Source organism: Paracoccus jeotgali (assembly GCF_002865605.1).
Taxonomy (GTDB): domain Bacteria; phylum Pseudomonadota; class Alphaproteobacteria; order Rhodobacterales; family Rhodobacteraceae; genus Paracoccus; species Paracoccus jeotgali.
Window position 1 is genome coordinate 967,947 of record NZ_CP025583.1, and the last position, 25,962, is coordinate 993,908.

23 protein-coding genes and 1 pseudogene are annotated in these 25,962 nt (G+C 66.5%); 15 read left to right on the top strand and 9 right to left on the bottom strand.

The window, feature by feature from the left end; genetic code table 11:
• Positions 1 to 33 precede the first annotated feature (33 nt).
• Both CYR75_RS04895 and CYR75_RS04900 read right to left on the bottom strand, forming a co-directional pair.
• Positions 34 to 1,077, bottom strand: coding sequence for an alpha/beta hydrolase (locus CYR75_RS04895; RefSeq protein ID WP_101499060.1), 1,044 nt, complete (start codon positions 1,075 to 1,077; stop codon positions 34 to 36).
• A gap of 77 nt (positions 1,078 to 1,154) precedes the next feature.
• Entirely contained in the window at positions 1,155 to 1,442 is a 288-nt protein-coding gene (locus tag CYR75_RS04900; RefSeq protein WP_101499061.1) for an SCP2 sterol-binding domain-containing protein, read from the bottom strand.
• 54 nt (positions 1,443 to 1,496) lie between these two features.
• On the opposite strand from CYR75_RS04900, the gene CYR75_RS04905 reads away from it, so the two are divergent.
• Together CYR75_RS04905 and CYR75_RS04910 are read left to right on the top strand one after the other, a co-directional pair.
• The gene (locus tag CYR75_RS04905) at positions 1,497 to 2,066 is read left to right on the top strand and encodes a tetratricopeptide repeat protein (RefSeq protein ID WP_101499062.1); all 570 of its coding nucleotides are present in this window, start codon (positions 1,497 to 1,499) and stop codon (positions 2,064 to 2,066) included.
• A 22-nt stretch (positions 2,067 to 2,088) separates the two neighbouring features.
• Positions 2,089 to 5,538, top strand: coding sequence for a helicase-related protein (locus CYR75_RS04910; RefSeq protein WP_225972844.1), 3,450 nt, complete (start codon positions 2,089 to 2,091; stop codon positions 5,536 to 5,538).
• A gap of 125 nt (positions 5,539 to 5,663) precedes the next feature.
• Here the strand turns inward: CYR75_RS04910 and CYR75_RS15980 are convergent, their stop codons facing one another.
• Both CYR75_RS15980 and rpsD read right to left on the bottom strand, forming a co-directional pair.
• Complete coding sequence (locus tag CYR75_RS15980; protein ID WP_158644577.1) at positions 5,664 to 5,849, bottom strand: hypothetical protein; 186 nt, start codon at positions 5,847 to 5,849, stop codon at positions 5,664 to 5,666.
• Positions 5,850 to 6,167: 318 nt separating this feature from the next.
• Positions 6,168 to 6,788: a 30S ribosomal protein S4 gene (gene rpsD, locus CYR75_RS04915; RefSeq protein WP_101499063.1), complete on the bottom strand. Its 621-nt coding sequence runs from the start codon at positions 6,786 to 6,788 to the stop codon at positions 6,168 to 6,170.
• 210 nt (positions 6,789 to 6,998) lie between these two features.
• Between rpsD and proS the strand changes: the two genes are divergently transcribed.
• Positions 6,999 to 8,351: a proline--tRNA ligase gene (proS, locus tag CYR75_RS04920; protein ID WP_101499064.1), complete on the top strand. Its 1,353-nt coding sequence runs from the start codon at positions 6,999 to 7,001 to the stop codon at positions 8,349 to 8,351.
• 37 nt (positions 8,352 to 8,388) lie between these two features.
• Here proS and hisG read toward each other — a convergent pair whose 3' ends face one another.
• The 3 genes and pseudogenes from hisG to hisS all read right to left on the bottom strand — a co-directional run bounded on the left by hisG (position 8,389) and on the right by hisS (position 11,616).
• Positions 8,389 to 9,030, bottom strand: coding sequence for an ATP phosphoribosyltransferase (gene hisG / locus CYR75_RS04925; RefSeq protein WP_101500879.1), 642 nt, complete (start codon positions 9,028 to 9,030; stop codon positions 8,389 to 8,391).
• A 29-nt stretch (positions 9,031 to 9,059) separates the two neighbouring features.
• Positions 9,060 to 10,135: pseudogene (locus CYR75_RS04930) on the bottom strand (ATP phosphoribosyltransferase regulatory subunit).
• Positions 10,129 to 11,616 carry a histidine--tRNA ligase gene (gene hisS / locus CYR75_RS04935; RefSeq protein ID WP_101499065.1) on the bottom strand — a complete coding sequence of 496 codons (1,488 nt, stop codon included), beginning with the start codon at positions 11,614 to 11,616 and terminating at the stop codon, positions 10,129 to 10,131. Before hisS ends, CYR75_RS04930 begins: the two are co-directional and overlap by 7 nt.
• Positions 11,617 to 11,663: 47 nt before the next feature.
• On the opposite strand from hisS, the gene CYR75_RS04940 reads away from it, so the two are divergent.
• From CYR75_RS04940 to paaZ, 9 genes are all read left to right on the top strand, one after another.
• Positions 11,664 to 11,867, top strand: coding sequence for a SlyX family protein (locus tag CYR75_RS04940; RefSeq protein ID WP_101499066.1), 204 nt, complete (start codon positions 11,664 to 11,666; stop codon positions 11,865 to 11,867).
• A gap of 114 nt (positions 11,868 to 11,981) precedes the next feature.
• A complete protein-coding gene (gene pcaF, locus CYR75_RS04945; protein ID WP_101499067.1) occupies positions 11,982 to 13,187 on the top strand; it encodes a 3-oxoadipyl-CoA thiolase in 1,206 nt (401 codons plus the stop codon).
• Between the two features lie 12 nt (positions 13,188 to 13,199).
• Positions 13,200 to 14,192, top strand: coding sequence for a 1,2-phenylacetyl-CoA epoxidase subunit PaaA (gene paaA / locus CYR75_RS04950; protein WP_101499068.1), 993 nt, complete (start codon positions 13,200 to 13,202; stop codon positions 14,190 to 14,192).
• Between the two features lie 80 nt (positions 14,193 to 14,272).
• A complete protein-coding gene (gene paaB, locus CYR75_RS04955; protein WP_101499069.1) occupies positions 14,273 to 14,557 on the top strand; it encodes a 1,2-phenylacetyl-CoA epoxidase subunit PaaB in 285 nt (94 codons plus the stop codon).
• On the top strand, positions 14,557 to 15,405 hold the full coding sequence (gene paaC / locus CYR75_RS04960) for a 1,2-phenylacetyl-CoA epoxidase subunit PaaC (protein ID WP_101499070.1): 849 nt from the start codon (positions 14,557 to 14,559) through the stop codon (positions 15,403 to 15,405). Before paaB ends, paaC begins: the two co-directional genes overlap by 1 nt.
• Before the next feature lies 1 nt (position 15,406).
• Positions 15,407 to 15,919: a 1,2-phenylacetyl-CoA epoxidase subunit PaaD gene (gene paaD / locus CYR75_RS04965; RefSeq protein ID WP_101499071.1), complete on the top strand. Its 513-nt coding sequence runs from the start codon at positions 15,407 to 15,409 to the stop codon at positions 15,917 to 15,919.
• 10 nt (positions 15,920 to 15,929) lie between these two features.
• Entirely contained in the window at positions 15,930 to 17,006 is a 1,077-nt protein-coding gene (paaE, locus tag CYR75_RS04970; RefSeq protein WP_101499072.1) for a 1,2-phenylacetyl-CoA epoxidase subunit PaaE, read from the top strand.
• A 9-nt stretch (positions 17,007 to 17,015) separates the two neighbouring features.
• Positions 17,016 to 17,768 carry a Phenylacetic acid catabolic protein gene (locus CYR75_RS04975; protein ID WP_101499073.1) on the top strand — a complete coding sequence of 251 codons (753 nt, stop codon included), beginning with the start codon at positions 17,016 to 17,018 and terminating at the stop codon, positions 17,766 to 17,768.
• A gap of 11 nt (positions 17,769 to 17,779) precedes the next feature.
• Positions 17,780 to 19,828: a phenylacetic acid degradation bifunctional protein PaaZ gene (gene paaZ, locus CYR75_RS04980; RefSeq protein ID WP_101499074.1), complete on the top strand. Its 2,049-nt coding sequence runs from the start codon at positions 17,780 to 17,782 to the stop codon at positions 19,826 to 19,828.
• A 67-nt stretch (positions 19,829 to 19,895) separates the two neighbouring features.
• Here paaZ and CYR75_RS04985 read toward each other — a convergent pair whose 3' ends face one another.
• Positions 19,896 to 20,645, bottom strand: coding sequence for a Bax inhibitor-1/YccA family protein (locus tag CYR75_RS04985; protein WP_101499075.1), 750 nt, complete (start codon positions 20,643 to 20,645; stop codon positions 19,896 to 19,898).
• Between the two features lie 495 nt (positions 20,646 to 21,140).
• Between CYR75_RS04985 and CYR75_RS04990 the strand changes: the two genes are divergently transcribed.
• The 3 genes from CYR75_RS04990 to mgtE all read left to right on the top strand — a co-directional run bounded on the left by CYR75_RS04990 (position 21,141) and on the right by mgtE (position 23,861).
• A complete protein-coding gene (locus CYR75_RS04990) occupies positions 21,141 to 21,500 on the top strand; it encodes a helix-turn-helix domain-containing protein (protein WP_101499076.1) in 360 nt (119 codons plus the stop codon).
• A gap of 64 nt (positions 21,501 to 21,564) precedes the next feature.
• On the top strand, positions 21,565 to 22,401 hold the full coding sequence (hisN, locus tag CYR75_RS04995) for a histidinol-phosphatase (protein ID WP_101499077.1): 837 nt from the start codon (positions 21,565 to 21,567) through the stop codon (positions 22,399 to 22,401).
• Positions 22,402 to 22,451: 50 nt separating this feature from the next.
• Positions 22,452 to 23,861, top strand: a complete 1,410-nt coding sequence (gene mgtE, locus CYR75_RS05000) for a magnesium transporter (protein WP_101500880.1) — start codon at positions 22,452 to 22,454, stop codon at positions 23,859 to 23,861.
• Between the two features lie 205 nt (positions 23,862 to 24,066).
• Here the strand turns inward: mgtE and CYR75_RS05005 are convergent, their stop codons facing one another.
• Positions 24,067 to 25,953, bottom strand: a complete 1,887-nt coding sequence (locus CYR75_RS05005; protein WP_101499078.1) for a propionyl-CoA synthetase — start codon at positions 25,951 to 25,953, stop codon at positions 24,067 to 24,069.
• Between the last annotated feature and the right edge of the window lie 9 nt (positions 25,954 to 25,962).

Below are 25,962 nucleotides of genomic sequence, written 5' to 3' on the forward strand. Positions count from 1 at the left end.
TTGTCCCTGATGTGCAGGCTGCGGGTCGCGGGATCAAGCCCCGCTGTCCATTGCCTGGGCCTCGGCGTCGACAAGCTCCGGGTCGGTCGCGGTGTCGTGCGATTTTATGGGCGCAGCAGGCGATTCGGGTTCGGCGCTGTCGCCATAGACCAGTTCGAGGAAGGCGAGCAGAAAGCGGTCCTGCAGCTCGGGCCGTTCCATCATCACCTCGTGGTGACCGTCGGGCAGTTCCAGCAGCCTCGCATCGGGCCATTCGGCGGCGCGTTTGCGGATCGCGGGGGCCGAGACGATCATCTCGCGCGAGCCGAGCGTGATCAGCGCCGGCAGATCGGGGGCGGGCAGGGTTGCCAGCCGGCGACATTCGCGCAGCGCCTCGCCCACCCAGCGGAAGCTGGCCCCGCCAAGGGTCAGCTCGGGCCAAGCCGCCGCCTCGCGCAGCAGCCGCGCCCAGCTATCGGCATCGCCCGTCAGCATGTTGTCGCGGAACGGCTCGTCCAGCACATAGGTGCCCTCGCCGCCGGTGCCAAAGGCCGCGCGTCCGCCGCGCCCCAGCCGACCGGCAACGCCGGACAGGCCAAGGGCGAAGCCCTGCGGGATGGGCGCGTGATTGATGCCCCACATCGGCGCCGAAAAGGTCGCGGTGGACACCGGCAGCCCGTTTTCCAGCGCCGCAAGCCCGATGGCGCCGCCCATGGAATGGGCCAGCAGATGCCACGGCTCGGGCAGATCGAGCGCGGTCGCGGCCTCGACCATGGCCAGCACATCCAGCTGATATTGCGCGAATTCGTCGATATGGCCCAGCCGGTGCCGGTCCTGCAGCCGGTCCGCCAGCCCCTGACCGCGCCAATCGATGGTCAGCACGTTCAGCCCGGCATCGGTCAGCCGGGCGGCAAAGGGGCCGTATTTCTCGACATATTCGGTGCGGCCGGGGAACAGCAGCACCGTGCCTGCGGCGTCGGTGGCCCGCCACAGCGCCGCGCGCAGGCGGATGTCGTCATCGCTGCGCAGCCAGAAGGCCTGCGCCGGACGCTGCGTCGTGTCGTCGAACTGATGGAAGGGGGCAGATGTTGGCGTCATGCCGGTGCTGTAGCACAATCCGCAGCGGTTGGAAGCGCGCATTGGCGCCCCCGACCGCGCGGGATCGCGTCAGGCGATCAGGACAGCGCCGAGCCCAGCTTCATCGCCAGCCCGATATTGCCGTCGATGCCCAGCTTGCCCGACATATAGGCCATGGTCGGATTGACCGAGCCGTCCAGCAGCCCCTCGAACGTCTCGCGGCTGGCGGTCAGGGTGACGTCGGCCTCTTCATCGCCGGCGCGCGCGCCCTCGGAATCGACCATGATCGAGCCCTCGTCCTTGATGACGAATTTCGCGGTACCGTCCGCAAAGCCGCCCAGCTTTTCGTTCAACGCGGCGACGGCGCCGGGGATCACATTGCTCATCGGTTTCTCCTTCTTCGGCTGGCGGGTCCCAGCCTGTCGGTTTACAAGACCTGTATGAACAGGCGCGTCCCGATTTTCCATCATGCCCTTGCGGCAATTGCCACCGCTATCTGCACGACCGGCGCTTTTGCCGGCGGGGCGGTCGCCGCTGCCGCCGATCCGGCGCTGTTCGACATGCTGGCCAGCCAGAACGGCGACGGCTGGATCAAGGCCGAGGCCGAGATCCTGACTGCGTGGGAGGATACCGGCTCGGACGCGCTGAACCTGATCCAGCAGCGGGGCGAGGATGCGCTGGATCAGGGCGACTACGTTGCGGCCATCGGGCATCTGACCGCGCTGACCGACCACGCGCCCGAGCACGCGATGGGCTTTCAGCTGCGTGGAATGGCCTTCTGGCTGAACGGCGATTACGGCCCCGCCGCCGCCGATCTGGCCCGCGCCCTGACGCTCGAGCCGCGGCAATATCTGGCGCTGACCCAGCTTGGCACCATGCTTGAAGAACTGGGCGATATCGACCGCGCCGCCGATGCGCTGCGACGCAGCCTGTCGATCAACCCCCACCAGCAGGACGCCCGCGACGCGGCGGCCCGGCTTGACACGGCCGATAGCGGCACGTCCATCTGACGGCGCCAGAAAAGGGGCAGCGATGTCACGTATCACGGCCGTTCTCGGCCCGACCAATACCGGCAAGACGCATTATGCCATCGACCGGATGCTGGCCCACCGCAGCGGGGTCATCGGCCTGCCGCTGCGGCTGCTGGCGCGCGAGGTCTATGACCGCATCGTCAAGGCGCGCGGGACGTCTGTCGTGGCGCTGGTCACGGGCGAGGAACGCATCGTGCCGCCGCGCGCGCAATACTGGGTCGCCACCACCGAGGCCATGCCCGAGATCGGCGCGGATTTCGTCGCCGTGGACGAGGTGCAGCTTTGCGCCGATCCGCAGCGCGGGCATGTCTTCACCGACCGGCTGCTGCATGCCCGCGGCCTGCACGAGACGCTGCTTCTGGGCGCTGACACCATGCGCCCGGCCATCGCGGCGCTGGTGCCCGGCGTGCAGTTCATGCGGCGCGAGCGCTTCTCGACGCTGACCTGGACCGGGTCGAAGAAGATCAGCCGGATGCCGCCGCGCTCGGCCATTGTCGGGTTTTCGGTCGATGACGTCTATGCCATTGCCGAGCTTCTGCGCCGTCAGAAAGGCGGGGCGGCGGTGGTCATGGGCGCGCTGTCGCCGCGCACGCGGAACGCGCAGGTGGCGATGTATCAGTCGGGCGAGGTCGATCACCTGGTCGCCACCGACGCCATCGGCATGGGCCTGAACCTCGACATCCGCCATGTCGGTTTCTTTTCCACCGTCAAGTTCGACGGTCGCCGCATGCGGCCGCTGTTCCCCCACGAGATGGGCCAGATCGCCGGCCGCGCCGGACGCCACACCGAACCCGGCACCTTCGGCGTGACGGGCGAGGCCACACCGCTCGACCCCGGCCTGATCGACGCCATCGAAAACCACCGCTTCGCGCCGATCAGCCGGCTCAACTGGCGCAACCGCAGGCTGGAATTCGGCACCATGGACCGGCTGATCGCCAGCCTCGAGACCGCGCCCGACAGCGAATGGCTGACCCGCGGGCGCGAGGCCGACGATCTGGCCGCGCTGAAGACCCTGCGCGAGATGCCCGAGATCATCGACCGCGTGACCCAAGGCCCCGATGTGCGGCTGCTGTGGGATGTGTGCCGCATCCCCGATTTCCGCAGCATCTCGCCCGCTGAACACACCAGCCTGCTGCTGCGGATCTTCACCTTCCTGCAGGACGGCCCGATCCCGGCCGAGTGGCTGGCCCGCGCCATCGAGCGCATCGACCGCACCCAGGGCGACATCGACACGCTGTCGAAACGCCTCGCCTTCATCCGCACCTGGACCTATGTCGCGCAGCGAACCGGCTGGGTCGCGGATGAATCATATTGGCGCGACGCGACGCGCACTGTAGAAGACCGCCTGTCAGATGCGCTTCACGTCGCGCTGACGCAACGATTTGTGGACCGGCGCACTTCGGTATTGATGCGCCGGCTCAAGCAGAAGGAGACCCTCGTGGCCGAGGTGAACGACAAGGGTGAAGTCAGCGTCGAGGGCGAATTCGCCGGCCGGCTCGAAGGGTTCCGGTTCCGTGCCGACACGACCCAGAACGCGGAAGAGGCAAAGATGCTGAACCGCGCCGCATACGAGGCGCTGCGCCCGGAATTCCATCTGCGCGCGGATCGCTTCTATAACGCCCCTGACACCGAGCTCGACTTCACCGAGCAGGGCGGGCTGATGTGGGGGACCGCCGCCATCGGCAAGCTGGCCAAGGGCAGCGAGCCGATGAAGCCGGGGATCGAGGTCTTCGTCGATGACGAGGCCGGTCCCGAGATCGCCGAAAAGGTCCGGCGCAGGCTGCAGCATTTCATCGACCGCAAGCTGGCGACGCTGTTCGAGCCGCTGCTGGCGATGCAGCGCGACGAGGGTCTGACCGGGCTGGCGCGCGGTTTCGCCTTCCGTCTGGTCGAGCAGCTTGGCCTGATCCGGCGCGAGGACGTCGCCGCCGAGGTCAAGGATCTGGACCAGGAGGCGCGCGGCCTGCTGCGCAAGCACGGCGTCCGCTTTGGTCAGTTCACCATCTTCCTGCCCGCGCTGTTGAAACCCGCGCCGACCCGGCTGCGCCTGCTGCTGTCGGGGCTGTGGGACGACATGGCCGAGCTGCCCGAAAGCCCGCCGCCGGGGCTGGTCACCATCCCCAACATCCGCGACGTGCCGCTGCGCGTCTACACGCTGTCGGGCTATCGCCCCGCCGGCGACCGCGCCATCCGCATCGACATGCTGGAGCGTCTGGCCGACATGCTGCGCACGCAGGACACGCGCGGCGGCTTCGAGGCCACCGCCGACATGCTGTCGATCACCGGCATGACGCTGGAACAATTCGCCGGGCTGATGGAAGGTCTGGGCTATGCCGCCGAAAAGGGCGAGCGCCCCAAGGCCCGCGCCGAGGCGACGGAAGCGGCCGAACCCGCGCCCGCCGCCGAACCGGCTGCCGATTCCGAGCATCCGTTGACCGAGGAGGAATCCGTCCTCGCCACCGAAACCCGCGCCCGATGGGAGGCCGAACAGGCCGCCCGCAAACAGGCCGCGGCAGAGGCGGAAGCGAAATCCGCTGAAGGGGCGGATCAGGCGCAGGGGCGCGAGGCAGGCGATTCGCAGGCGGTGGCGCCCGAGGGTGGGCAGGCTGGCGCGGCGGGTGAAGCGGCTTCCAGCAACGCGGCTGCGGGCAAGGCCGACGAGGGCGATACTGTCGAGGGCGATCCTGCCACGGGCGGGACTGTTGAAGCTGCTGCTCCGCGAGAGGCGGTTAAGCCTGACGCTGCTGTGAGCCAGGCACTTAGCGATGACGCTGCGCCCGCCGAGGCGCCCGCTGGCGATGCTGCCGGCGCGGCCTCGGGCGAAGCTGCACCGGCCGAGCGGGTCGCGGCAGATACGCCGACCTCTGACGCCGCTTCGGCTGACAAGGGTAAGGCTGAAACGGCGGAGCCTGCTGACGCTGCCCGAGCGGAAGGCGAAGCCGACGAAGGTCGCAATGCGGGCGCTGCCGAAGGTGGTGAACCCAAAACCGACGCCGCAGACGCTGGCAAATCCGCCGACGACACGGCCGAGGCTGGCCGATCTTCTGCCGACACTCCCGACGCTGACGCCGCGCAAGCGGCAGAGACCGAGACCTTCTATACCTTCCGCTGGCAACCCCGTCCGCGGGGGCAGCGGCCGGCGCAGAACGCTCGGCGGCAGGGGCGGCGGGACGATGCGCCTGCGGCCACAGCCCCGCGCGGGCGCGGACCGAAGCCCGAGGGCGCGCGGGCAGAGGGCAAGCCGGGCGGCAAACCCGGTGGCAAGCCGCAGCGTAGCGAGCGCGGCGACAAGGGCGACGCGCGTGGCGGCAAGCCCGGCCGGGGCAAGTTCGACCGCAACGAGCGCGACCAGAAGCCGAAAAGCTTCACCGCCCGCCCCCCGCGCAGCGAAAAACCGATCGACCCCGACAACCCCTTTGCCGTCCTCGCGGCGCTGAAGGACAAGAAATAGGGTCTCGGGCTAAGCCTCTGGCCAACGCCGAATGAAAACGACCCTCTGCCCGCCGCGTCCCTGACGCTGCGGGCATTTCCATTTGACGAGAGTCGGCTTGCCGTGCCGCGCGTCGCATCAATCCGTCAGCCGAGGATGAGGTACCCGATCAGCAGAAAAAGGGCTGCCATCCCAATGGACTGTAGCCAAGTGCTGACCCGCCCGAGTTCAGCCGGCGCCTGCCAATGCCGTCGCAGAAGCCGCCGATATGCCCGCAGCACCCGCGCGACGGCTGCATGAAGAGAGGTCGGGGTTTCGTTGGGGTCGAGCATGGGCGAACCCTATCACCGTCAGCGCCGAGGAAAACGAGATATTGAGGGTTCGGTGGTGTCAGTCGCGCCCAAATTCCAAGCGAGTCGCAACTCGGCGGGTGCCCGTGTAAGCACTTGACCGCAGCACCGCCAGACCCGCCACCAGTGCCACCTCCGACACAACGTCCCGCCGCAAGTTATCACTGCCCGGACCTGCCGAAGGCTCCGACGCAGCCGCCCCCGGACCAGCTAACGCGGCATACCCGCGCCCCCAAAGAAAAAGGGCCGCCCCGAAGGACGGCCCATCTTCCCGAGCGCACAGAACCTCCGCGAAGCGGATCAGTTCTTGGCGTAGTATTCGACGACCAGGTTCGGCTCCATCACGACGGCATAGGGCACGTCGCCCAGCATCGGGGTGCGCACGAAGGTCGCGGTCATCTTGTTGTGGTCGACTTCGAGATAGTCCGGCACGTCACGCTCGGCCAGCGCCACGGCTTCCATCACGATGGCCAGCTGACGCGAACGCTCGCGGATCGAGACGACGTCGCCTTCCTTGACGCGATAGGACGCGATGTTGACGCGCTTGCCGTTCACCTCGATATGGCCGTGGTTCACGAATTGACGGGCGGCAAAGATCGTGGGCACGAATTTCGCGCGATAGACGACGGCGTCCAGACGACGCTCGAGCAGGCCGATCAGGTTCTCGCCGGTATCGCCGCGCACACGCTCGGCCTCGCCATAGATGCGGCGGAACTGCTTTTCGGTCAGGTCACCGTAATAGCCCTTGAGCTTCTGCTTGGCGCGCAGCTGGGTGCCGAAGTCCGACAGCTTCTGCTTGCGGCGCTGACCGTGCTGGCCGGGGCCATATTCGCGACGGTTGACCGGCGATTTCGCGCGGCCCCAGATGTTTTCGCCCATGCGGCGGTCGATCTTGTACTTGGCAGACGTGCGTTTGGTCACGGCTGATCTCCTTTTGTGTGTTTCAAAAGGGCGTTGTCCTCTGGCATACGCCTGACAGGGTTCCCCTTGCGGGGTCCACCAACACCAATGAAGCGGCGCTTATAGACCGCGCAGGGCTGGTGTCAACCGCCAATCCCGCCGCCAAGCGCGGCCTTGCCGACAGCCGGGGCTTGCGCTAACCGGGGCAGGCTGTTTCAACAAAGGCCCACCATGCGTCTGACCCGATATTTCCTGCCCGTTCTCAAGGAAGACCCGAAAGAGGCGCAGATCGTCAGTCACCGGCTGATGCTGCGTGCGGGGATGATCAAGCAGCAGGCGGCGGGGATCTATTCCTGGCTGCCGCTTGGCTACAAGGTGCTGCGCCAGGTCGAGCAGATCGTGCACGAGGAACAGCAGCGCGCGGGCCATATTCCGCTGCTGATGCCGACGCTGCAATCGGCCGATCTGTGGCGCGAAAGCGGGCGTTACGACGATTACGGCGAAGAGATGCTGCGCGTCACCGACCGCCACAAGCGCGACCTGCTATACGGTCCCACCAACGAGGAGATGATCACCGACATCTTCCGCAGCCATATCAACAGCTACAAGGATCTGCCGCTGACGCTCTACCACATCCAGTGGAAGTTCCGCGACGAGATCCGGCCGCGCTTCGGCGTCATGCGCGGGCGCGAGTTCCTGATGAAGGACGGCTATAACTTCGACCTGACCAAGGAAGCCGCGCTGCACGCCTATAACCGGCATCTGGTCAGCTATCTGCGCACCTATGAACGCATGGGCCTGCAGGCGATCCCGATGCGCGCCGATAGCGGTCCCATCGGCGGCGACGACACGCACGAGTTTCTGGTGCTGGCCGAGACCGGCGAATCCGAGGTCTTCTATGACAGCCAGATCGCCGATCTGCGCTTTGGCGACCGGCAGATCGACTATGACAGCGTCGAGGAATGTCAGGCGGTGCTGGACGAATTCACCAGCCGCTATGCCCGCACCGACGAGACCCATGACGAATCCGTCTTCAACCAGATCCCCGAAGAGCGCCGCCGCAGCGCCCGCGGGATCGAGGTCGGGCAGATCTTCTATTTCGGCACCAAATATTCCGAACCGATGGGCGCCACGGTCGTCGGCCCCGACGGCGCGCGGGTGCCGGTGCACATGGGCAGCCACGGCATCGGCGTCAGCCGCCTGCTGGGCGCCATCATCGAGGCCAGCCATGACGAGCGCGGCATCATCTGGCCCGAGGGCGTGACCCCCTTCCACGCCGGGATCGTGAACCTGAAACAGGGCGATCCGTCGGTCGACTCGGCGTGCGAGGCGCTGTATCGCGACCTGACGGCGAATGGGCTGGATGTGCTGTATGACGACCGCGACGAACGGGCGGGGGCGAAATTCGCCACCATGGACCTGATCGGGCTGCCCTGGCGCATCACGGTCGGCCCGCGCGGGCTGAAGACCAACACGGTGGAACTGACCTGCCGCCGCACGGGTGAATCTCAAGAGATGTCGCCCTCCGAAGCGGTGGCGCGTTTGCAGGCGATCTATCAGCCGGTGTTCGACGCGGCGTTCTGAATGCGCGGCGGCGGGGCTTGGCCCCGCCTGCCGGGGGCTACCCCTCGGCTGCCAGCCGCGCCGACAGGGCCGCGACGGCGTCCTGATCCGCCTTGTTCGAGGCGAACAGCGTCGCTTGGCTGGCATGGATCAGCGCGTCGGGCAGGATCTTCAGGTGGTTGGCGCGCAGGGTTTCGCCGCTGCTGGTGATGTCGGCAATCGCCTCGGCGGTCAGGTTGGCGACGGTGCCCTCGGTCGCGCCCTGGCTGTCGACAAGCTGATAGTCCGCGATTTCCTGTTCCGACAGGAAGGCCCGCACCAGCCGGTGATATTTCGTCGCGATCCGCAGCCGAAAGCCGTGATCGGCACGGAATTGCCGGGTGATCGCCGCCAGATCGTCCAGCGTCTCGCAGTCGCGCCAGCAGGCCGGCACCGCCAGCACCAGATCGGCATGGCCAAAGCCCATCGGCATCAGCGCCTGCACGTCCGACCGCCAGCCGGCCAGCTTTTCGCGCACCAGATCCGATCCGGTGACGCCCAGATCGATCCGGCCCGAGGCCAGTTCGCGCGGGATTTCGCCCGCCGACAGCAGCACCAGCGACAGATCCGCGCCCTCGACCCGGCCGGCATATTCGCGTTCGGACCCGCTGCGCGACAGGGTGATGCCGCGCTTGCCGAACCAGCGGAAGGTGTCGTCCATCAGCCGCCCCTTGGACGGCACGCCCAGTTTCAGCACATTGCCTCCAGTTCCGCGATCAGGCCCGGGCGGATGATGCCGCCGACGGCGGGGATGGCGCGACCCGTGCCCAGGGACGCCCCCAGCTGCGCAGTCAGCGCGTCATAGCGCCCGCCCGAGGCGATGGGCGGCCAGTCAGGCTTTCCCGGCGCGGCAAAGCTGAAGGTCATGCCGTCGTAATATTCCATCGTCGCGCGGCCGTGGCTGGCGTCAAAGCGGATCTGCGCCGGATCGATGCCGCGCGTCGCGATCCGGTCCAGCCGGTCGGCAAGCCGCGTCACCGCTGCATCGATGGCGGGCATCTCGGCGGCGATGTCGCGTAGCTCGCGCAGCGCCTCGGGGGCGGGGCGGCGACGGCGAACAGGCGGTCGAGGCGCTTGGTCCACTCGGCGGGCAGGGGCGTTTCCTGCGCCTCGGCGTTCAGCAGCGCGATCCGCGCCTCCATCTGCGGGCCGGTGCGCAGGCCGGTCCAGGGCGCGTCGCTGGCGGGAAAGTCGCGCGGCGTCACCTGCGTCGAGAAGCGCTGCAGCAGCCGCGAAAACCGCCGCGGCCGCCAGACGTGATGCAGCAACGCGGCGCGGCGGGCATCGGACAGGGGCAGGGCGCCCACGGCGTCCAGCAGGATGTCCATGTCGCCCATCACCGCGACCGGACTGTGCGGGGCCAGCAGGCGGTGGAACAGCGCAAACAGCGCCGCGTCGGCGTCGGGATCGTCGGCAAAGACCTCGAAACCCGCCTGCAGATACTCGTTTTCGCGCGGGTGCGCGGGGCGAGTGTCGCCCTGATCCTGCTTTCGGAAGATCTCGCCCAGATAGCAGTAACGCGCGGGTTCCGCCCCGCCGGCCATGTGCATCCGCACCACGGGCACGGTGAAGTCGGGCCGCAGCACCATCTCGCCCCGGACCGGGTCGGTTGTGACATAGGCGCGCGCGCGCATGTCCTCGCCATACAGATCCAGCAGCGTGCCCGCGTCGAGCAGGATGTCGGGCGCGACCTCGACCGCGCCTGCGGCACGGAACTCGGCCAGCAGGCGCTGACCGACGGCCTGCCGGTCGGATTTGCTTACCATCGCGCCAGCATCTCGCGGACGGCGGCGACCAGATCCTCGCGCGGGGCCTCGGTCTGGGCGGGCTGGGATTTCCATTCCTCGTGGCTGACCTCGGCCGCGAGGCGTGCGCCGAGGATCAGGTCCTTGATCTGGACCACGCCGCGCGCGGCCTCGTCCCCGCCCTGGATGACCGCCACCGGGGCGTTGCGCTTGTCGGCGTATTTCAACTGGTTGCCGAAGTTCTTGGGGTTGCCCAGATAGACCTCGGCCCGGATGCCGGTGTCGCGCAGCTCGGCCGCCATGGCGTGATAATCGGCCATGCGCTCGCGATCCATGACCGTGACCACCACCGGCCCGCGCGTGTCGCTGCCGCTGAGCCCCTTGGCGCGCAGCGCGGCCAGCAGACGGTCGACGCCGATGCTGACGCCGGTTGCTGGCACCTTCTGGCCGGTGAAACGCTCGACCAGACCGTCATAGCGCCCGCCCCCGGCGACGCTGCCGAACTGCCGCTTGCGGCCCTTGTCGTCGAGGATCTCGAAGGTCAGTTCGGCCTCGAACACCGGGCCGGTATAATAGCCAAGGCCGCGCACGACCGAAGGGTCGATCACCGCCCGATCCTCGCCCACGCCAAGCGCCGAGAGCATGTCCGCGATCTGCGCCAGCTCGTCCACGCCTTCCGCGCCGATCTTGGACGCGCCGACCGCCGCGCGCAGATTGGCCAGCGTTTCCGCGTTATCGGCGCCTTTCGAGGTCATGAACGCCAGCAGCGGCTGGGTCTGCGTGTCATCCAGACCGACGCCCTCGATCATCGCACCGCTGTCATCCTTGCGGCCCACGGTCAGCAATTGCCGCACGCCATCCGCGCCGACCTTGTCGAGCTTGTCGATCTGGCGCAGCACGTCGTCGGCCTGATCGGGCCGGATATTCGCGGCTTCGAGCACGCCGTTCAGCACCTTGCGATTGTTGATCCGCACGATGTAGTCGCCGCGCGCGATCCCCACCGCCTCGAGCGCATCGGCCAGCATCGCGCAAAGCTCGGCATCGGCGGCGACCGAGGCGCTGCCGACGGTATCGGCATCGCATTGATAGAACTGCCGGAAGCGGCCGGGGCCGGGCTTTTCGTTGCGCCAGACCGGCCCCATCGCATAGCGGCGATAGGGGCTGGGCAGGTCGTTGCGGAACTGCGCTGCGACCCGCGCAAGCGGCGCGGTCAGGTCATAGCGCAGCGCCAGCCAGTCGCCGCGCCCGCCGCCGGGGACGTCTTCCTCTTGCCAGGCGAAGACGCCGGCATTGGGACGGTCCACATCGGGCAGGAACTTGCCAAGCGCCTCGACGGATTCGATGGCCGAGGTTTCCAGCGGCTCGAACCCGTGCAGGTGATAGATCGCCGCGATGCGGTCCAGCATCGCCTTGCGTTCGGTCACGTCGGCGCCAAAATAATCGCGGAAGCCCTTGGGCGTCTCGGCCCGGGGGCGGGGCGTTTTCTTCTTGTCCTGCGGCATGGAAGCTGTCCCTGATCGTTGCAGGCGACTTAGCGGAGATGGATGGAATGAACAAGTTGCAGCCTCTGGAAGAGGCGATCGCGCATCTGACGCGGGTGGTCGAGGATCTGTCCGACGTCGTGGCGCGGCAGGAATCGGAGCTTGCGCGGATGCGCGCGCGGGTCGGGATGCTGCTGGAACGCGAGGCCGAACGCGAGGTGGCCGAGGGCAGCACCATCCCGCTGGGCGACCAGAAACCGCCGCATTGGTGATGGCGCGACAGGGCGCTTGCAGATTTTTCTTGCCCGGTGCGGCGAGTCGCGTATAAATAACCGAACGGTCGGTCAGTAATTCTGAAACTGATCGGCGCCATGAAGGGAGAGAGCATGGCCGAGGCATTCATCTGTGACGCAATCCGCACCCCCATCGGACGCTATGGCGGCGCGCTGTCGAGCGTTCGGGCCGACGATCTGGCCGCGGTGCCGCTGGCGGCGCTGATGGCGCGGAACCCGGATGTGGATTGGTCCAGTGTCGACGATCTGATCTATGGCTGCGCCAACCAGGCGGGCGAGGATAACCGCAACGTGGCGCGCATGGCCGCCCTGCTGGCCGGGATGCCGGTCGATGTCCCGGGCACCACCGTCAACCGGCTTTGCGGCTCTGGCATGGATGCGGTCGGCATGGCCGCACGCGCGATCAGGTCCGGCGATTGCGACATGGTCATCGCCGGCGGGGTCGAGAGCATGTCGCGCGCCCCCTTCGTCATGCCCAAGGCCGACACCGCCTTCAGCCGCAGCAACGCGGTCTATGACACCACCATCGGCTGGCGCTTCGTCAATCCCCGGATGAAATCCGAATACGGCGTCGATTCGATGCCCCAGACCGCCGACAACGTGGCCGAGGATTATGCCGTCAGCCGCGAGGATCAGGACGAATTCGCCGCCCGCAGCCAGGCGCGCTGGGCCGCCGCCGAACAGGCCGGACTGTTCCGCGACGAAATCACCCCCGTCACCATCCCGCAGCGCAAGAGCGATCCGATCGTCGTCGACACCGACGAACATCCGCGCCCCGGCACCACGGCTGAAAAGCTGTCAGGCCTGAAGGGCGTCAACGGGCCGGACAAGACCGTGACCGCCGGCAACGCCTCGGGCGTCAATGACGGCGCCTGTGCACTGCTGATCGCCAGCCGCGAGGCGGCCGAGCGCAACGGGCTGACGCCCAAGGCTCGCATCGTGGCCATGGCGGCGGCTGGTGTGCAGCCGCGGATCATGGGCATCGGCCCGGCCCCGGCGGCCCGCAAAGTGCTGGAACGCGCCGGGCTGGAGCTGTCCCAGATGGACGTGATCGAGCTGAACGAGGCCTTCGCCAGCCAGTCGCTTGCGACACTTCGCGACCTCGGACTGCCCGACGATGCACCCCATGTTAACCCCAATGGCGGGGCCATCGCGTTGGGTCATCCGCTTGGCATGTCGGGCGCGCGGCTGGTCACCACGGCCATGTATCAGTTGCAGCGCAGCGGCGGGCGCTATGCCCTTTGCACCATGTGCATCGGCGTCGGCCAGGGCATCGCCATCATCATCGAACGCGTCTGAGGAGGAACTGCCATGTATGCACAGCTCGTCAAATCCGAGGGCCAGAAATCGCGCGATGAGATGTCGCCCGAAGAACTGGCCTTTCAGGACCGCATCGACCGCGGCGAAAAGATCGAACCGAAAGAGTGGATGCCGGAAGGCTATCGCAAGACGCTGATCCGCCAGATCGGCCAGCACGCCCATTCCGAAATCGTCGGCCAGCTGCCCGAGGGCAACTGGATCACCCGCGCCCCCACCCTGGAACGCAAGCAGATCCTGCTGGCCAAGGTGCAGGACGAGGCCGGGCACGGGCTGTATCTGTATTGTGCCGCCGAAACGCTTGGCGTCAGCCGTGACGAGCTGCTGGAAAAGCTGCATTCCGGGGACATGAAGTATTCGTCCATCTTCAACTATCCGACGCTGACCTGGGCCGATATCGGCGCGGTTGGCTGGCTGGTCGATGGCGCGGCGATCATGAACCAGGTGCCGCTGCAGCGCACCAGCTATGGCCCCTATAGCCGGGCGATGATCCGCATCTGCAAGGAAGAAAGCTTTCACCAGCGTCAGGGCTATGACCTGCTGCGCCGGATGATGCAGGGGACCGAGGCGCAAAAGCGCATGGTGCAGGACGCGCTGAACCGCTTCTGGTATCCGGCGCTGATGATGTTCGGCCCGTCCGACAAGGACTCGGTCCATTCGGCGCAGTCGATGGCGTGGAAGATCAAGATCAACACCAATGACGAACTGCGCCAGAAATTCGTCGATCAGACCGTGCCGCAGGCCGAATATCTGGGCCTGACCATCCCCGACCCGAACCTGAAATGGAACGAGGAAAAGGGCGGCCACGACTTCAGCGAGCCGGACTGGTCCGAGTTCTTCGAGGTCATCAAGGGCAACGGTCCCTGCAACAAGGAACGTCTGGGCGCGCGCGTCAAGGCGTGGGACGACGGCGCATGGTATCGCGAGGCGATGATGGCCCATGCCCGCAAGCGTGCCGCACGCCGCACCAGCGTCGCCGCCGAATAACGCAGCCGCAACGCTGCGCGTGACCGGGGGGCGGCGACGCTGCCCTTCCAAACTCAGCCAGGGCAAGGGGAGGATATCCGATGTCCAGCGAATGGCCTCTGTACGAGGTGTTTATCCGGGGCCAGCACGGCCTCAACCACCGTCACGTCGGCAGTCTGCACGCCCCTGACGCCGAACTGGCGATCAAGCATGCCCGCGACGTCTATACCCGCCGCAACGAGGGCGTTAGCATCTGGGTCGTCAGATCGTCCGAGATCTCGGCCAGCAGCCCGTCGGAAAAGGGCCCGCTGTTCGAGCCGGCGAATGACAAGGTCTATCGCCACCCCACCTTCTACGACATCCCCGACGAAGTGGGGCATATGTGATGCCGTCGCTTCCCGATGTCATGACCCCCGACGCAGCCCGTCTGGCGGCCCGGCAGGCGAATGAGGGCAGCGGCCACGCGCCCGCGCCCGACGCCGATCAGGACGCGCTGTTCGAGTTCCTGCTGCGGATGGGCGACAACGCCCTGATCCTCGGCCATCGCAATTCCGAATGGTGCGGCCACGGTCCGGTGCTCGAGGAGGATATCGCGCTGGCCAACATGGCGCTCGACCTGATCGGGCAGACCTCGCTGTGGCTGGGGCTGGCCGGCGAGGTCGAGGGTAAGGGCCGCTCGGCCGACGATCTGGCCTATCTGCGCGACGCCTGGGATTTCCGCAACCTGCTGCTGGTCGAACGCCCCAACGGCGATTTCGCGGCGACGCTGATGCGGCAGTTCCTGTTCGACGCCTTCCATTATCACCAGCTGACCGGGCTGCTGAAATCCGCGGATCAGCGCGTGGCAGATATTGCCGCCAAGGCGTTGAAAGAGGTCAGCTATCATCTGGAACGCTCGGCGGAACAGGTGATCGCGCTGGGTGACGGCACGACCGAAAGCCACCGCCGGATGCAGGATGCGCTGGACGATCAGTGGAACTACGCGCTCGAGATGTTCCTCAGCGACGAGACCGACAAGGCGATGGCCGATGCCGGCGTGGCGCCCGATCCGGCCAGCCTGCGCGCGGCCTGGGACGATACCGTGACCTCGGTCCTGACCGAGGCGACGCTGACCATCCCCGACAGCACCTATGTTCAGAAGGGCGGCAAGCAGGGCACCCATACCGAGCATCTGGGCTTTATCCTCGCCGAGATGCAGTTCCTGCAGCGGGCCTATCCCGGCGCGAGCTGGTAGGATGCGCGCCGCCGTCTCGCAGATCTGGGACTGGCTGTCCGAGGTGCCGGACCCGGAAATCCCGGTGATCTCGCTGACCGATCTGGGGATCATCCGCGATGTGGAGTGGCAGGACGACACGCTGGTCGTCACCGTCACGCCCACCTATTCGGGCTGCCCCGCCACCGCGGTGATCAACCTCGATATCGAGAACCACCTGCGCGCCAAGGGGATCGAGAAGCTGCGGCTGGAACGCCGGCTGGCGCCGCCCTGGACGACCGACTGGATCAGTCAGGAAGGCCGCGACAAGCTGCGCGACTACGGCATCGCGCCGCCCATCGACGGGACCGCGCCCGATGGCGACGTCGCCGGGCGGATCACCGCGCTGACCGGGCAGGGCAACCTGACCGTGCCGTGCCCGCGCTGCGGGTCGAACCAGACGCGGCGCGTCAGCCAGTTCGGATCGACGCCCTGCAAGGCAAGCTGGGTCTGCAACGCCTGCCTGGAACCCTTTGACTATTTCAAATGCCATTAGAGGAACCGTCATGGCTCGATTCCTGCCTCTTGAAGTCACCGATATCCGCCGTGACACCCGCGACGCTGTCGTGGTCACCCTGAAGCCTCAGCCCGAGGATGCGGAGAAGTTCAACTTCACCCAAGGCCAGTACCTGACCTTTCGCCGCGAATTCGACGGCGAAGAGCTGCGCCGGTCCTATTCGATCTGCGCGGGTCTCGATGACGGCGTGCTGCGCGTGGGCATCAAGCGCGTCGACGGCGGCGCATTCTCGACCTGGGCGAATGAGGAACTCGCGCCGGGGATGGAGCTGCACGCCATGCCGCCGATGGGGCGGTTCCACACCGACCTCGACCCCCAGGCCAGCCGGCAATACCTGGCCGTCGCCGCCGGGTCGGGGATCACGCCGGTCCTGTCGATCATCCGCACGACGCTGGCGCGAGAGCCGAAAAGCCGGGTGACGCTGGTCTATGCCAACCGCGCCGTCAGCTCGATCATGTTCCGAGAAGAGCTGGAAGACCTTAAGAACACCTATCTGGGCCGGCTGTCGATCATCCATGTACTGAAATCCGAGGGGCAGGAGATCGACCTGTTCACCGGCCGCATCGACGCCGAAAAGATGCAGGCGCTGTTCGACAACTGGATCGACCCGGCCAGCATCGACACCGCCTTCATCTGCGGGCCCGAAGGCATGATGCTGACCGTCTCGGACAGCCTGCGCAAGGCGGGGCTGGATGACAGCCAGATCAAGTTCGAGCTGTTCGCCTCGGGCCAGCCGGGCCGGGCGCGCAAGCGCGCGGTCAGCAAGGACACCGCCGACACCGGCGTCAGCACCGAGGCCGTGGTGACGCTGGACGGCGCGACCCGGACCTTCCAGATGCCGAAACAGGGGCAAAGCCTGCTCGAGGCCGCGCTGGCCGCCGATCTGGACGCGCCCTTCGCCTGCAAGGCCGGCGTCTGCTCGACCTGCCGCGCCAAGGTGCTGGAAGGCGAGGCCGAGATGGCCGTCAACCACGCGCTGGAGGATTACGAGGTCGCGCAGGGTTATGTGCTGACCTGTCAATGCTATCCGCTGACCGACCGTATCGTCGTCAGCTATGACGAATAAGGGGCAGCCATGACCGAGATGAATATCGACGATTATCTGGCCCAGGGCGGGAAACTGACCTCTCCGGCCAATGTCCCGCCGCGCTACCGGGGCGAGCTGATGCGGCTGATGGCGTCCTTCGTGGACAGCGAACTGGCGGGGGCGGCGGGCTTTGCCGACACGATCAACGACGCGCCCGGCATCCGCAACCGCATCGCCGCGGCCCGGATCACCCAGCAAAAGCTGGAACATGCGGGCAAGGTGCTGGCGGTGATGGGCGAATTCGGCGCCGATATGGCGCGCTATGACCGCCGCCACGACTGGGCCGCGCGGATGGACCGCGACGCCGACCTCGCCCCCGCCCGCCACGGCGACGACATGCGGCTGTCGGTGTTCCACTATCCGATCCAGGGCTATGGCGACGCGGTGGTGATGAACGTGCTGATGGGGCTTGCGACCATCGTGCAGCTCGATGAGCTGAAAGCCTCCAGCTATACGCCCTTGGCCGAGGTGTTCCGCGACATCGCCCCGCGCGAGGCCCGCCATGTCGAGCTGGGCCTGAACGGTCTGCGCGAGATCCTGACCACGGACGAAGGCCGCGCCGAGGCCGCGCGATCGGTCGAATACTGGCGGCCGCGGGTCGAGGCGAGCTTTGGCAAGGCGGCCTCGAAACGCTATGAGACGCTGTCGCGCTTTGGCCTGCGTCATCATCCCAACGAAGAACTGCGCGAGACCTGGGCGCAGCGGGTCCGCGACCTGCTGATGCCGATGGGGCTTGCCTGAAAGGACCGGACATGAACATTCAAACCCAGCCTCGGCTGTTGCAATCCTATGTCTGCGGGCAATGGCGGACCGGCAGCCGCGACGGCAAGCCGCTGCTGAACGCGGCGACCGGCGAGGTCGTGGCCCTGATCGACGCCAGCGGATTCGCGCATGCCGAGACGCTCGATTACGGGCGCAGCAAGGGCGGTCCGGCGCTGCGCGCGCTGACCACCCATCAACGCGCGCTGATGCTGAAGGAAATCGGCCTGAAGCTGCTGGACATGAAGGAGGATTTCTACGCCGAAAGCCTGTGGACCGGGGCCACCCGCGCCGATGGCTGGGTCGATATCGAGGGCGGCATCGGCACGCTGCTGACGATGGCCTCGAAAGCCCGGCGCGAGCTGCCGAACGTCCATGTCATCCCCGACGGCCCGGTCGAGAAGCTGTCGCAAGATGACAGCTTTTCCGCACAGCACATCCTGTCGCCGATGGAAGGGGTGGCGATCCACATCAACGCCTTCAACTTCCCGGTCTGGGGGATGCTGGAAAAGATCGCGCCGAACCTGATCGCCGGGATGCCCGCGATCGTGAAACCGGCCAGCCAGACTGCCTATCTGACCGAGCTGATGGTGCGCCGCATCATCGACATGGACATCCTGCCCGAAGGCGCGCTGCAGCTTGTCGCAGGTTCGGCGGGCGATCTGCTGGACCATGTGACCTGTCAGGACGTCGTGACCTTTACCGGCTCGGCCGAGACCGGGCGGAGGCTGCGCACCTCGCCCGCGATCATCGAGAACTCGGTCCGCTTCACGATGGAGGCCGACAGCCTGAACGCCTCGATCCTGGGCAGCGATGCCGGGCCGGGCAGCGAAGAGTTCGACCTGTTCATCCGCGAGATCCAGCGCGAGATGACCAGCAAGGCCGGGCAGAAATGCACCGCCATCCGTCGCGCCATCCTGCCCGCGCAGCATGTCGACGCCGCCATCGCCGCGCTGTCGGAACGTCTGGGCAAGACCGTCACCGGCGACCCGGCCGACAAGCAGACCCGCATGGGGCCGCTCGCCAGCCTCGACCAGCGCGAGGAGGTGCGCGACCGCATCGCCGAATTGCAGCGCAGCGCGCGCATCGTGCTGGGCGACCCGGATGAGGTGCAGGTCGGCTCTGGCGACACCAAGCGCGGCGCCTTCGTCAACCCGGTGGTGATGCTGGCCGAAGACCCCGCACAGGCCGCCGCCCATGATGTTGAAGCGTTCGGCCCGGTCGTCACGCTGATGCCTTACGAGAGCAACGAGCAGGCCGTGTCGTTGGCGCGGCAGGGCAAGGGCTCGCTGGTGGCCTCGGTCTTTACCAACAGCAACGAGGTCGCGCATGATCTGGTGCTGGGGATCGCGTCCTATCACGGCCGCGTGATGATCGGTAACCGGAAGAGCGCCAAGTCATCGACCGGGCATGGCAGCCCGCTGGCCCCGCTGATCCATGGCGGCCCCGGCCGCGCGGGTGGTGGCGAGGAGTTGGGCGGCATGCGCGCGGTCAAGCACTACATGCAGCGCAGCGCGATCCAGGGCCCGCCCGAACTGCTGACCGCCGTCACCGGCATCTGGTCGGACGGTGCCGACGCGCAGCAGGGGCAGCACCCCTTCCGCAAGCCGGTGTCGGAACTGCGACTGGGCGACCAGATCGTCACCCCCGCCCGCGAGGTGACGCAGGAGGATGTCGAGCATTTCGCCCATTTCACCGGCGACACCTTCTATGCGCATATGGACAGCGAGGCCGCCAAGGCGAACCCCTTCTTCGACGACCGGGTGGCGCATGGCTATCTGATCGCGTCCTTCGCGGCGGGGCTGTTCGTCGATCCCGATCCGGGCCCGGTGCTGGCCAATTACGGCGTCGACAATCTGCGCTTCCTGATCCCGGTGTATTTCGGCGACACGCTGCAGGTCCGCCTGACCTGCAAGGAGATCAATCCGCGCGAGAACGCCGAACATGCCGAGGTGCGGTGGGATTGCCGGGTGACCAACCAGAAGGACGAGGTCGTGGCGCAGTATGACGTGCTGACCATGGTCGCCAAGGAATGGCCGTAAGCTGAACGCGCCTTGCAATGAAAAAAGGCCCCGCGTTCGCGGGGCCTTTTGCGTCATGTCGTCAGGATCAGCGGTTGTCGCCCATGAACTGCAGCAGGAACATGAACATGTTCAGGAAATCCAGATACAGGTTCAGCGCGCCCATGATGGCGGCCTTGCCCAGGAAATCCGCGTTCGAGTTCGCAAGCTCAAGATAGGTGTTCTTGATCCGCTGCGTGTCAAAGGCGGTCAGCCCGGCAAAGATCAGCACGCCGATGACCGAGATCGCGAACTGCATCGCGCCCGACTGCAGGAAGATGTTGACGATCGAGGCCACGATCAGCCCGATCAGCCCCATCAGCAGGAACGAACCCATCCCCGACAGGTCACGCTTGGTCGTGTAGCCATAGATCGACAAGCCAGCAAAAGCGGCGGCCGTGGCGACGAAGGTGGTGGTGATCGAGATGCCGGTATAGCGCAGGAAGATCCAGCTGAGCGACATGCCCATCAGCATGGCAAAGCCATAGAAGATCGCGGTCGCGGCCTGGGTCGACAGGCGATAGACGGCCGCGCCGAAGGCGAAGACCACCAGCAGGGGCGCGAACATCAGCACCCATTTCAGCGGCGTGGTATAAATCAGGCGACCGATCTCGGTCAGGGTCCCGTTCTGAACGGCCAGCTGGTTCAGCCCGAACGCCGCCGCTGCCGTCACCAGCATCGCCGTCGCCATCAGGCCATAGACCTTGTTCATATGCTCGCGCAGACCCACATCGATATCCGCGCGGGTCGCGGCACCCGTCCGGCCATGCGCCCGGCGCAGGGTATCGTATTCAGCCATCAATCTCTCCATCACTGATGTTGGCGGTGCGTCGGCACCAGAAACTGTCTCGCATATATTGGCGCGTTCGGCCACGTTTTCAACGTATCCTTGCTGAAAATGCGCGTCATCGGATCAGGTATCGCGGCGTCAGCGATACGCGCTTAGGCTGAAACCAGCGGCGGGGCGGGTCGCAGCGCAGTCGACGACAGTCGCCATGGGCGCCGCATTGGCCGAATGGCATGGACAGCGTTCAGAAAATTCCGCCGAACCGGCGCCCGCCGCAGCACGTCGGCAGGTAACAGCCGGAAATGCCCGAATTTAGCCGTGATTCGCGAAAACAGCGAAACGAGCGGCTTGCGAGGACGCGAAAAACGTCGCAACATCACACGCAGGACGCGAGAGGCGGTTTTTTACCTGTCCTTTTGGACAACTCTAGCGTGTCAGGCCTATTTGCAGGTCGCCACGAGCCGTTTTCAAGGTGTATTACTAGCATAGATTGAATGAGGTGTTTTGATGAAGCATGAAGTGGATGTGCATGTTGGCACACGAATTCGTCATCGCCGGTGGTTGATCGGCATGACACAGCAGCAGCTTGCGGATCAGGTGGGGATCAAGTTCCAGCAGATCCAGAAATACGAGACCGGCGCGAATCGGGTGTCGGCGTCGCGTCTTTGGGACATCGCCAAGGCGCTGGATGTCCCGGTCAGCTTCTTCTTTGAAGGGCTCAGCGACGGGCGCGCGCAGGCGGGTGTGGATGACGATATCCTCGCCAACAAGGAGGCGCTGCAACTGATCCGCGCCTATTACGCCATGCCCGAGGCGCAGCGCCGCCAGATCTTCGAACTGGCCCGGGTGCTGTCCCACGCCGCCTGAACAGGCGACTGTTCCGCCCCCGTGTTCCGCGTTAAGAGAGGCGCGGAACAGGTCGGGGACAGCTATGGATCAGGACGACATCTTTGCCACGGCAGCGGCGATGGCGGACGCGGCGCGGCGCGCCACGCTGCCCTTGTTCCGCAGCGCCGATCTGCGCCCAGACAACAAGCTGACGACGGGTTTCGACCCGGTGACGCGCGCCGACCGCGAGGCCGAACAGGCCATGCGCGCGGTGCTGGCGCAGCGTCGGCCGGATGACGCGATCATGGGCGAAGAGTTCGGCGACACCCCCGGCACCAGCGGGCTGACCTGGGTTCTGGACCCCATCGACGGGACGCGGGCCTTCATCTCGGGCGCGCCCAGCTGGGGGACGCTGATCGGGCTGATGGATGCCAGCGGCCCGGTCTATGGCATGATCGACCAGCCCTTTACCGGCGAGCGGTTCGAGGGCGGTCTCGGGCGCGGGCGGCTGGTCTCGGCCCTGGGCGAGCGGGCGCTTGGCGTGCGGCGTGGGGTTGCGCTGGCGCAGGCGACGCTGCTGTCCACCTTCCCCGAGATCGGGACCGCGCAGGAATATGACGGCTTCCGCCGCGTGTCCGACAGCGTCAGGCTGACGCGCTATGGGCTGGACTGCTATGCCTATGCGCTGCTGTCCATCGGTCAGGTCGATCTGGTGATCGAGGCCGGGTTGCACAGCTATGACGTGGCCGGGCCGATTGCGGTCGTGCAGGCTGCGGGCGGTGTGGTCACCGACTGGCAGGGCGGGCCGGCGCATCACGGCGGGCAGATCGTGGCCGCAGCGACGCCCGAATTGCACGCGCAGGCGCTGGCGCTGTTGCAGGGCGAGGCGGGCCGGCTGGAAAGCGCAACACTTTACCCCATCGAGCGGGAGGGTTCATGAACGACGACCAGAACCGGCCCGACCCGACGACGCCCGACCCCAGCCGCGACATGCGCCCCGGTCTCACCCGACCGGACCCCGCCGATCCGCGCCCGCCCGAGGACAATTCCGGCGAGGATTTCGTCCCGCCGCGCGAATTGTTCGACCAGGTGCTCGACGCCATCGAGGCGGGCGATCAGGACCGGCTGGACACGCTGCTGGAACCGATGCACGCCGCCGACGTCGCGGATGTGATCGAGAACCTGTCGCCCGCCCGGCGGCGGCAATTCCTGACACTGTGGTCGGGCGAGATCGACGGCGACATCCTGTCCGAGATCGACGAGGCGATCCGGGACGAGGTGGTGCTGCAGCTTCCGCGATCCGTCCTTGCCGATGCCGTGCGCGAGATGGACAGCGACGACATCGTCGACCTGATCGAGGATCTGGACGAGCCCGAACAGCGCGAGGTGCTGGCGGCGCTGGACGATTCCGACCGCGCGGCGGTCGAGCAGTCGCTGACCTATCCGGAATATTCCGCCGGGCGGATGATGCAGTCCGAGGTGGTGACCGCGCCCGAGCACTGGACCGTCGGCGACGCCATCGACCATCTGCGCAACGAGGACGATCTGCCCGACCAGTTCTATCACGTCGTGCTGGTCGATCCGCGCCGCCGCCCGCTGGGCTATGTGGCACTTGGCCGGCTGCTGTCCTCGCCCCGCACAGCGATGCTGCGCGACATCACCGAGGACAGCTTTCGCCCGATCAGCGCCCTCGCGAAAGAGGCCGACGTCGCCTATGCCTTCAACCAGTATCACCTGATCTCTGAACCGGTGGTCGACGAACATGACCGGCTGGTCGGCGTCATCACCATCGACGACGCGATGGAGGTTCTGGACGACGAGCATGAAGAGGACATCCTGCTGCTGGCCGGTGTCAGCGAGGAATCCTCGATTGCCGACAGCGTGGTGGAAACCGTCCGGCAGCGCGCGCCCTGGCTGACCGTCAACATCTTCACCGCGCTCATGGCAGCGACGGTGATCTCGCTCTTCGAAGGGGCGATTGCGCGGCTGGTGGCGCTGGCGGTGCTGATGCCGATTGTGGCCTCGATGGGTGGCAATGCGGGCACGCAGACGCTGACGGTGGTGGTGCGGGGTCTGGCGACGAAAAGCCTGACGACGGCCAATACCTGGCGCATCATCCGGCGCGAGGCCGTGGTCGGCATGGTCAATGGCGCCATGTTCGCGGTGATGATGGGGGCGGTCGCCTATATCTGGTTCCGCGATCCGGGGCTGAGCGCGGTCATAGCGGTCGCGATGGTGGTCAACCTGACCGTTGCCGCGGTGGGCGGGGTGCTGGTGCCGCTGACGCTGAACAAGCTGGGGGCCGATCCGGCGCTGGCCTCGCCGACATTCGTCACGACTGTCACCGATGTGGTGGGGTTTTTCGCCTTCCTCGGGATGGCGCAGTCCTTCCTGCTATAGCCCCGGCCGGTCGCGCGGAAAAAAGCCGCTCGTTAACCAAAGAATCGTTGATCGGGGCGGTGTTCTCCCTCAGGTTGTTCACCACGAGCCTGATGATACAAGATCTGGTAAGAACCACTGGGTTTTCGCAACAGACGTTCAGGGGCAGGGACCGCAAACAGGCGCATCCCGTCCGCAGCACGCGGGCGGGATGCTACCCCCGCAATCACGCCCCGCGCGCGCCGGACAGCGCCTGTCCGATTTCGTCCAGAACCGCCGGATCGTCGATGGTCGCGGGCATCCGGTAATCCTTGCCATCCGCAATACTGGTCATGGTCGCGCGCAGGATCTTGCCCGACCGCGTCTTGGGGAGGCGGTCGACGACCAGCACGCGGCGGAAGGCCGCGACCGGGCCGATCGCCTCGCGCACCATCCGCACCACCTCGCCGGCGACCTGTTCGGGCGTCGAGGTCACGCCCTTTTTCAGGCAGACAAAACCGAGCGGGGATTGGCCTTTCAGATCGTCGGCCACGCCGATCACGGCACATTCGGCGACATCGGGGTGGCGGGACAGCACCTCCTCCATCGCGCCGGTCGAGAGGCGGTGACCGGCCACGTTGATCACGTCATCGGTGCGGGCCATGACATAAAGATAGCCGTCCTCGTCCAGATAACCCGCGTCGCCGGTCTCGTAATAGCCGGGGAAGCGCGAGAGGTAGGAGGACCGAAACCGATCCTCGGCGTTCCACAGCGTCTGCAGCGTGCCGGGGGGCAGGGGCAGCTTGATCGCGATGGCGCCGAGCGTGCCGGCGGGCACCGGCTCGCCCCCCTCGTCCAGCACCTGGATGTCATAACCCGGCATGGCCACGGTGGGGCTGCCCAGCTTGATCGGCAATTCCTCGATCCCCAAGGGGTTCGCGGCGATCGCCCAGCCGGTTTCGGTCTGCCACCAATGGTCGATCACCGGCACGCCCAGATGTTTCTGCGCCCATTCGATGGTGTCGGGGTCGGCGCGTTCGCCGGCCAGAAACAGCGCCTGCAGATCATGCAGCTTGTAGCGGCGGATATATTCGCCGTCCGGGTCTTCGCGGCGGATGGCGCGGATCGCTGTGGGGGCGGTGAAAAAGCTCTTGATCCGGTTGTTCTGGATGGTGCGCCAGAAGACCCCGGCATGGGGGGTGCCGACGGGTTTGCCCTCGAACACCACGGTCTGCGCGCCCACGATCAGCGGACCATAGCAGATATAGCTGTGCCCCACGACCCAGCCCACATCCGAGGCGGCCCAGAAGCGGTCGCCGGCCTCGATCCGGTAGATGTTCTTCATCGACCAGGCCAGCGCCACCAGATGCCCGGCGGTGCCGCGCACCACGCCCTTGGGCTGGCCCGTCGTCCCCGAGGTATAGAGGATATAGGCTGGGTGGTTGCCCTCGACCGGGACGCAATCGACCGGCTCGATCCCGTATTGGAAGCCATACCAGTTGAAGTCGCGGCCCTCGATCAGCTGCGCGACCTCTTCCTCGCGCTGGAAGATGACGCAGAAATCGGGCTTGTGGCTGGCCAGGTCGATGGCCTTGTCGAGCAGCGGCTTGTAATGGACGACCCGCCCCGGCTCCAGCCCCGCCGAGGCGGCGATGATGGCGCGGGGCTGCGCGTCGTCGATGCGGACCGCGAGTTCATGGGCGGCAAAGCCGCCGAAGACGACGGAATGGATCGCGCCCAGTCGGGTGCATGCCAGCATCGCCTCGATCGCCTGCGGGATCATTGGCATGTAGATGATGACCCGGTCGCCCTTTTCGATGCCCTTGGCCCGCAGCGCACCGGCCAGCGTCGCCACCCGGCGCTGCAGCTCGGCAAAGGTGATGCCCTTGGTCGCGTTGGTGATCGGGCTGTCGTGATAGATGGCGATCTGCTCGCCGCGCCCGGCCTCGACATGGCGGTCGACGGCGTTCCAGCAGGTGTTCACCAGCCCGTCGGAAAACCATTCATAGATCGGCGCCTTTTCGTCAAAGAGCGCGCGCGAGGGCGGGCGGAACCAGTCGATGGCCTCGGCGGCCTGCATCCAGAAGGCTTCGGGATCGGCCTTCCATTCGTCATAGACGTCCTGATAGCGCATGTCGCGGTC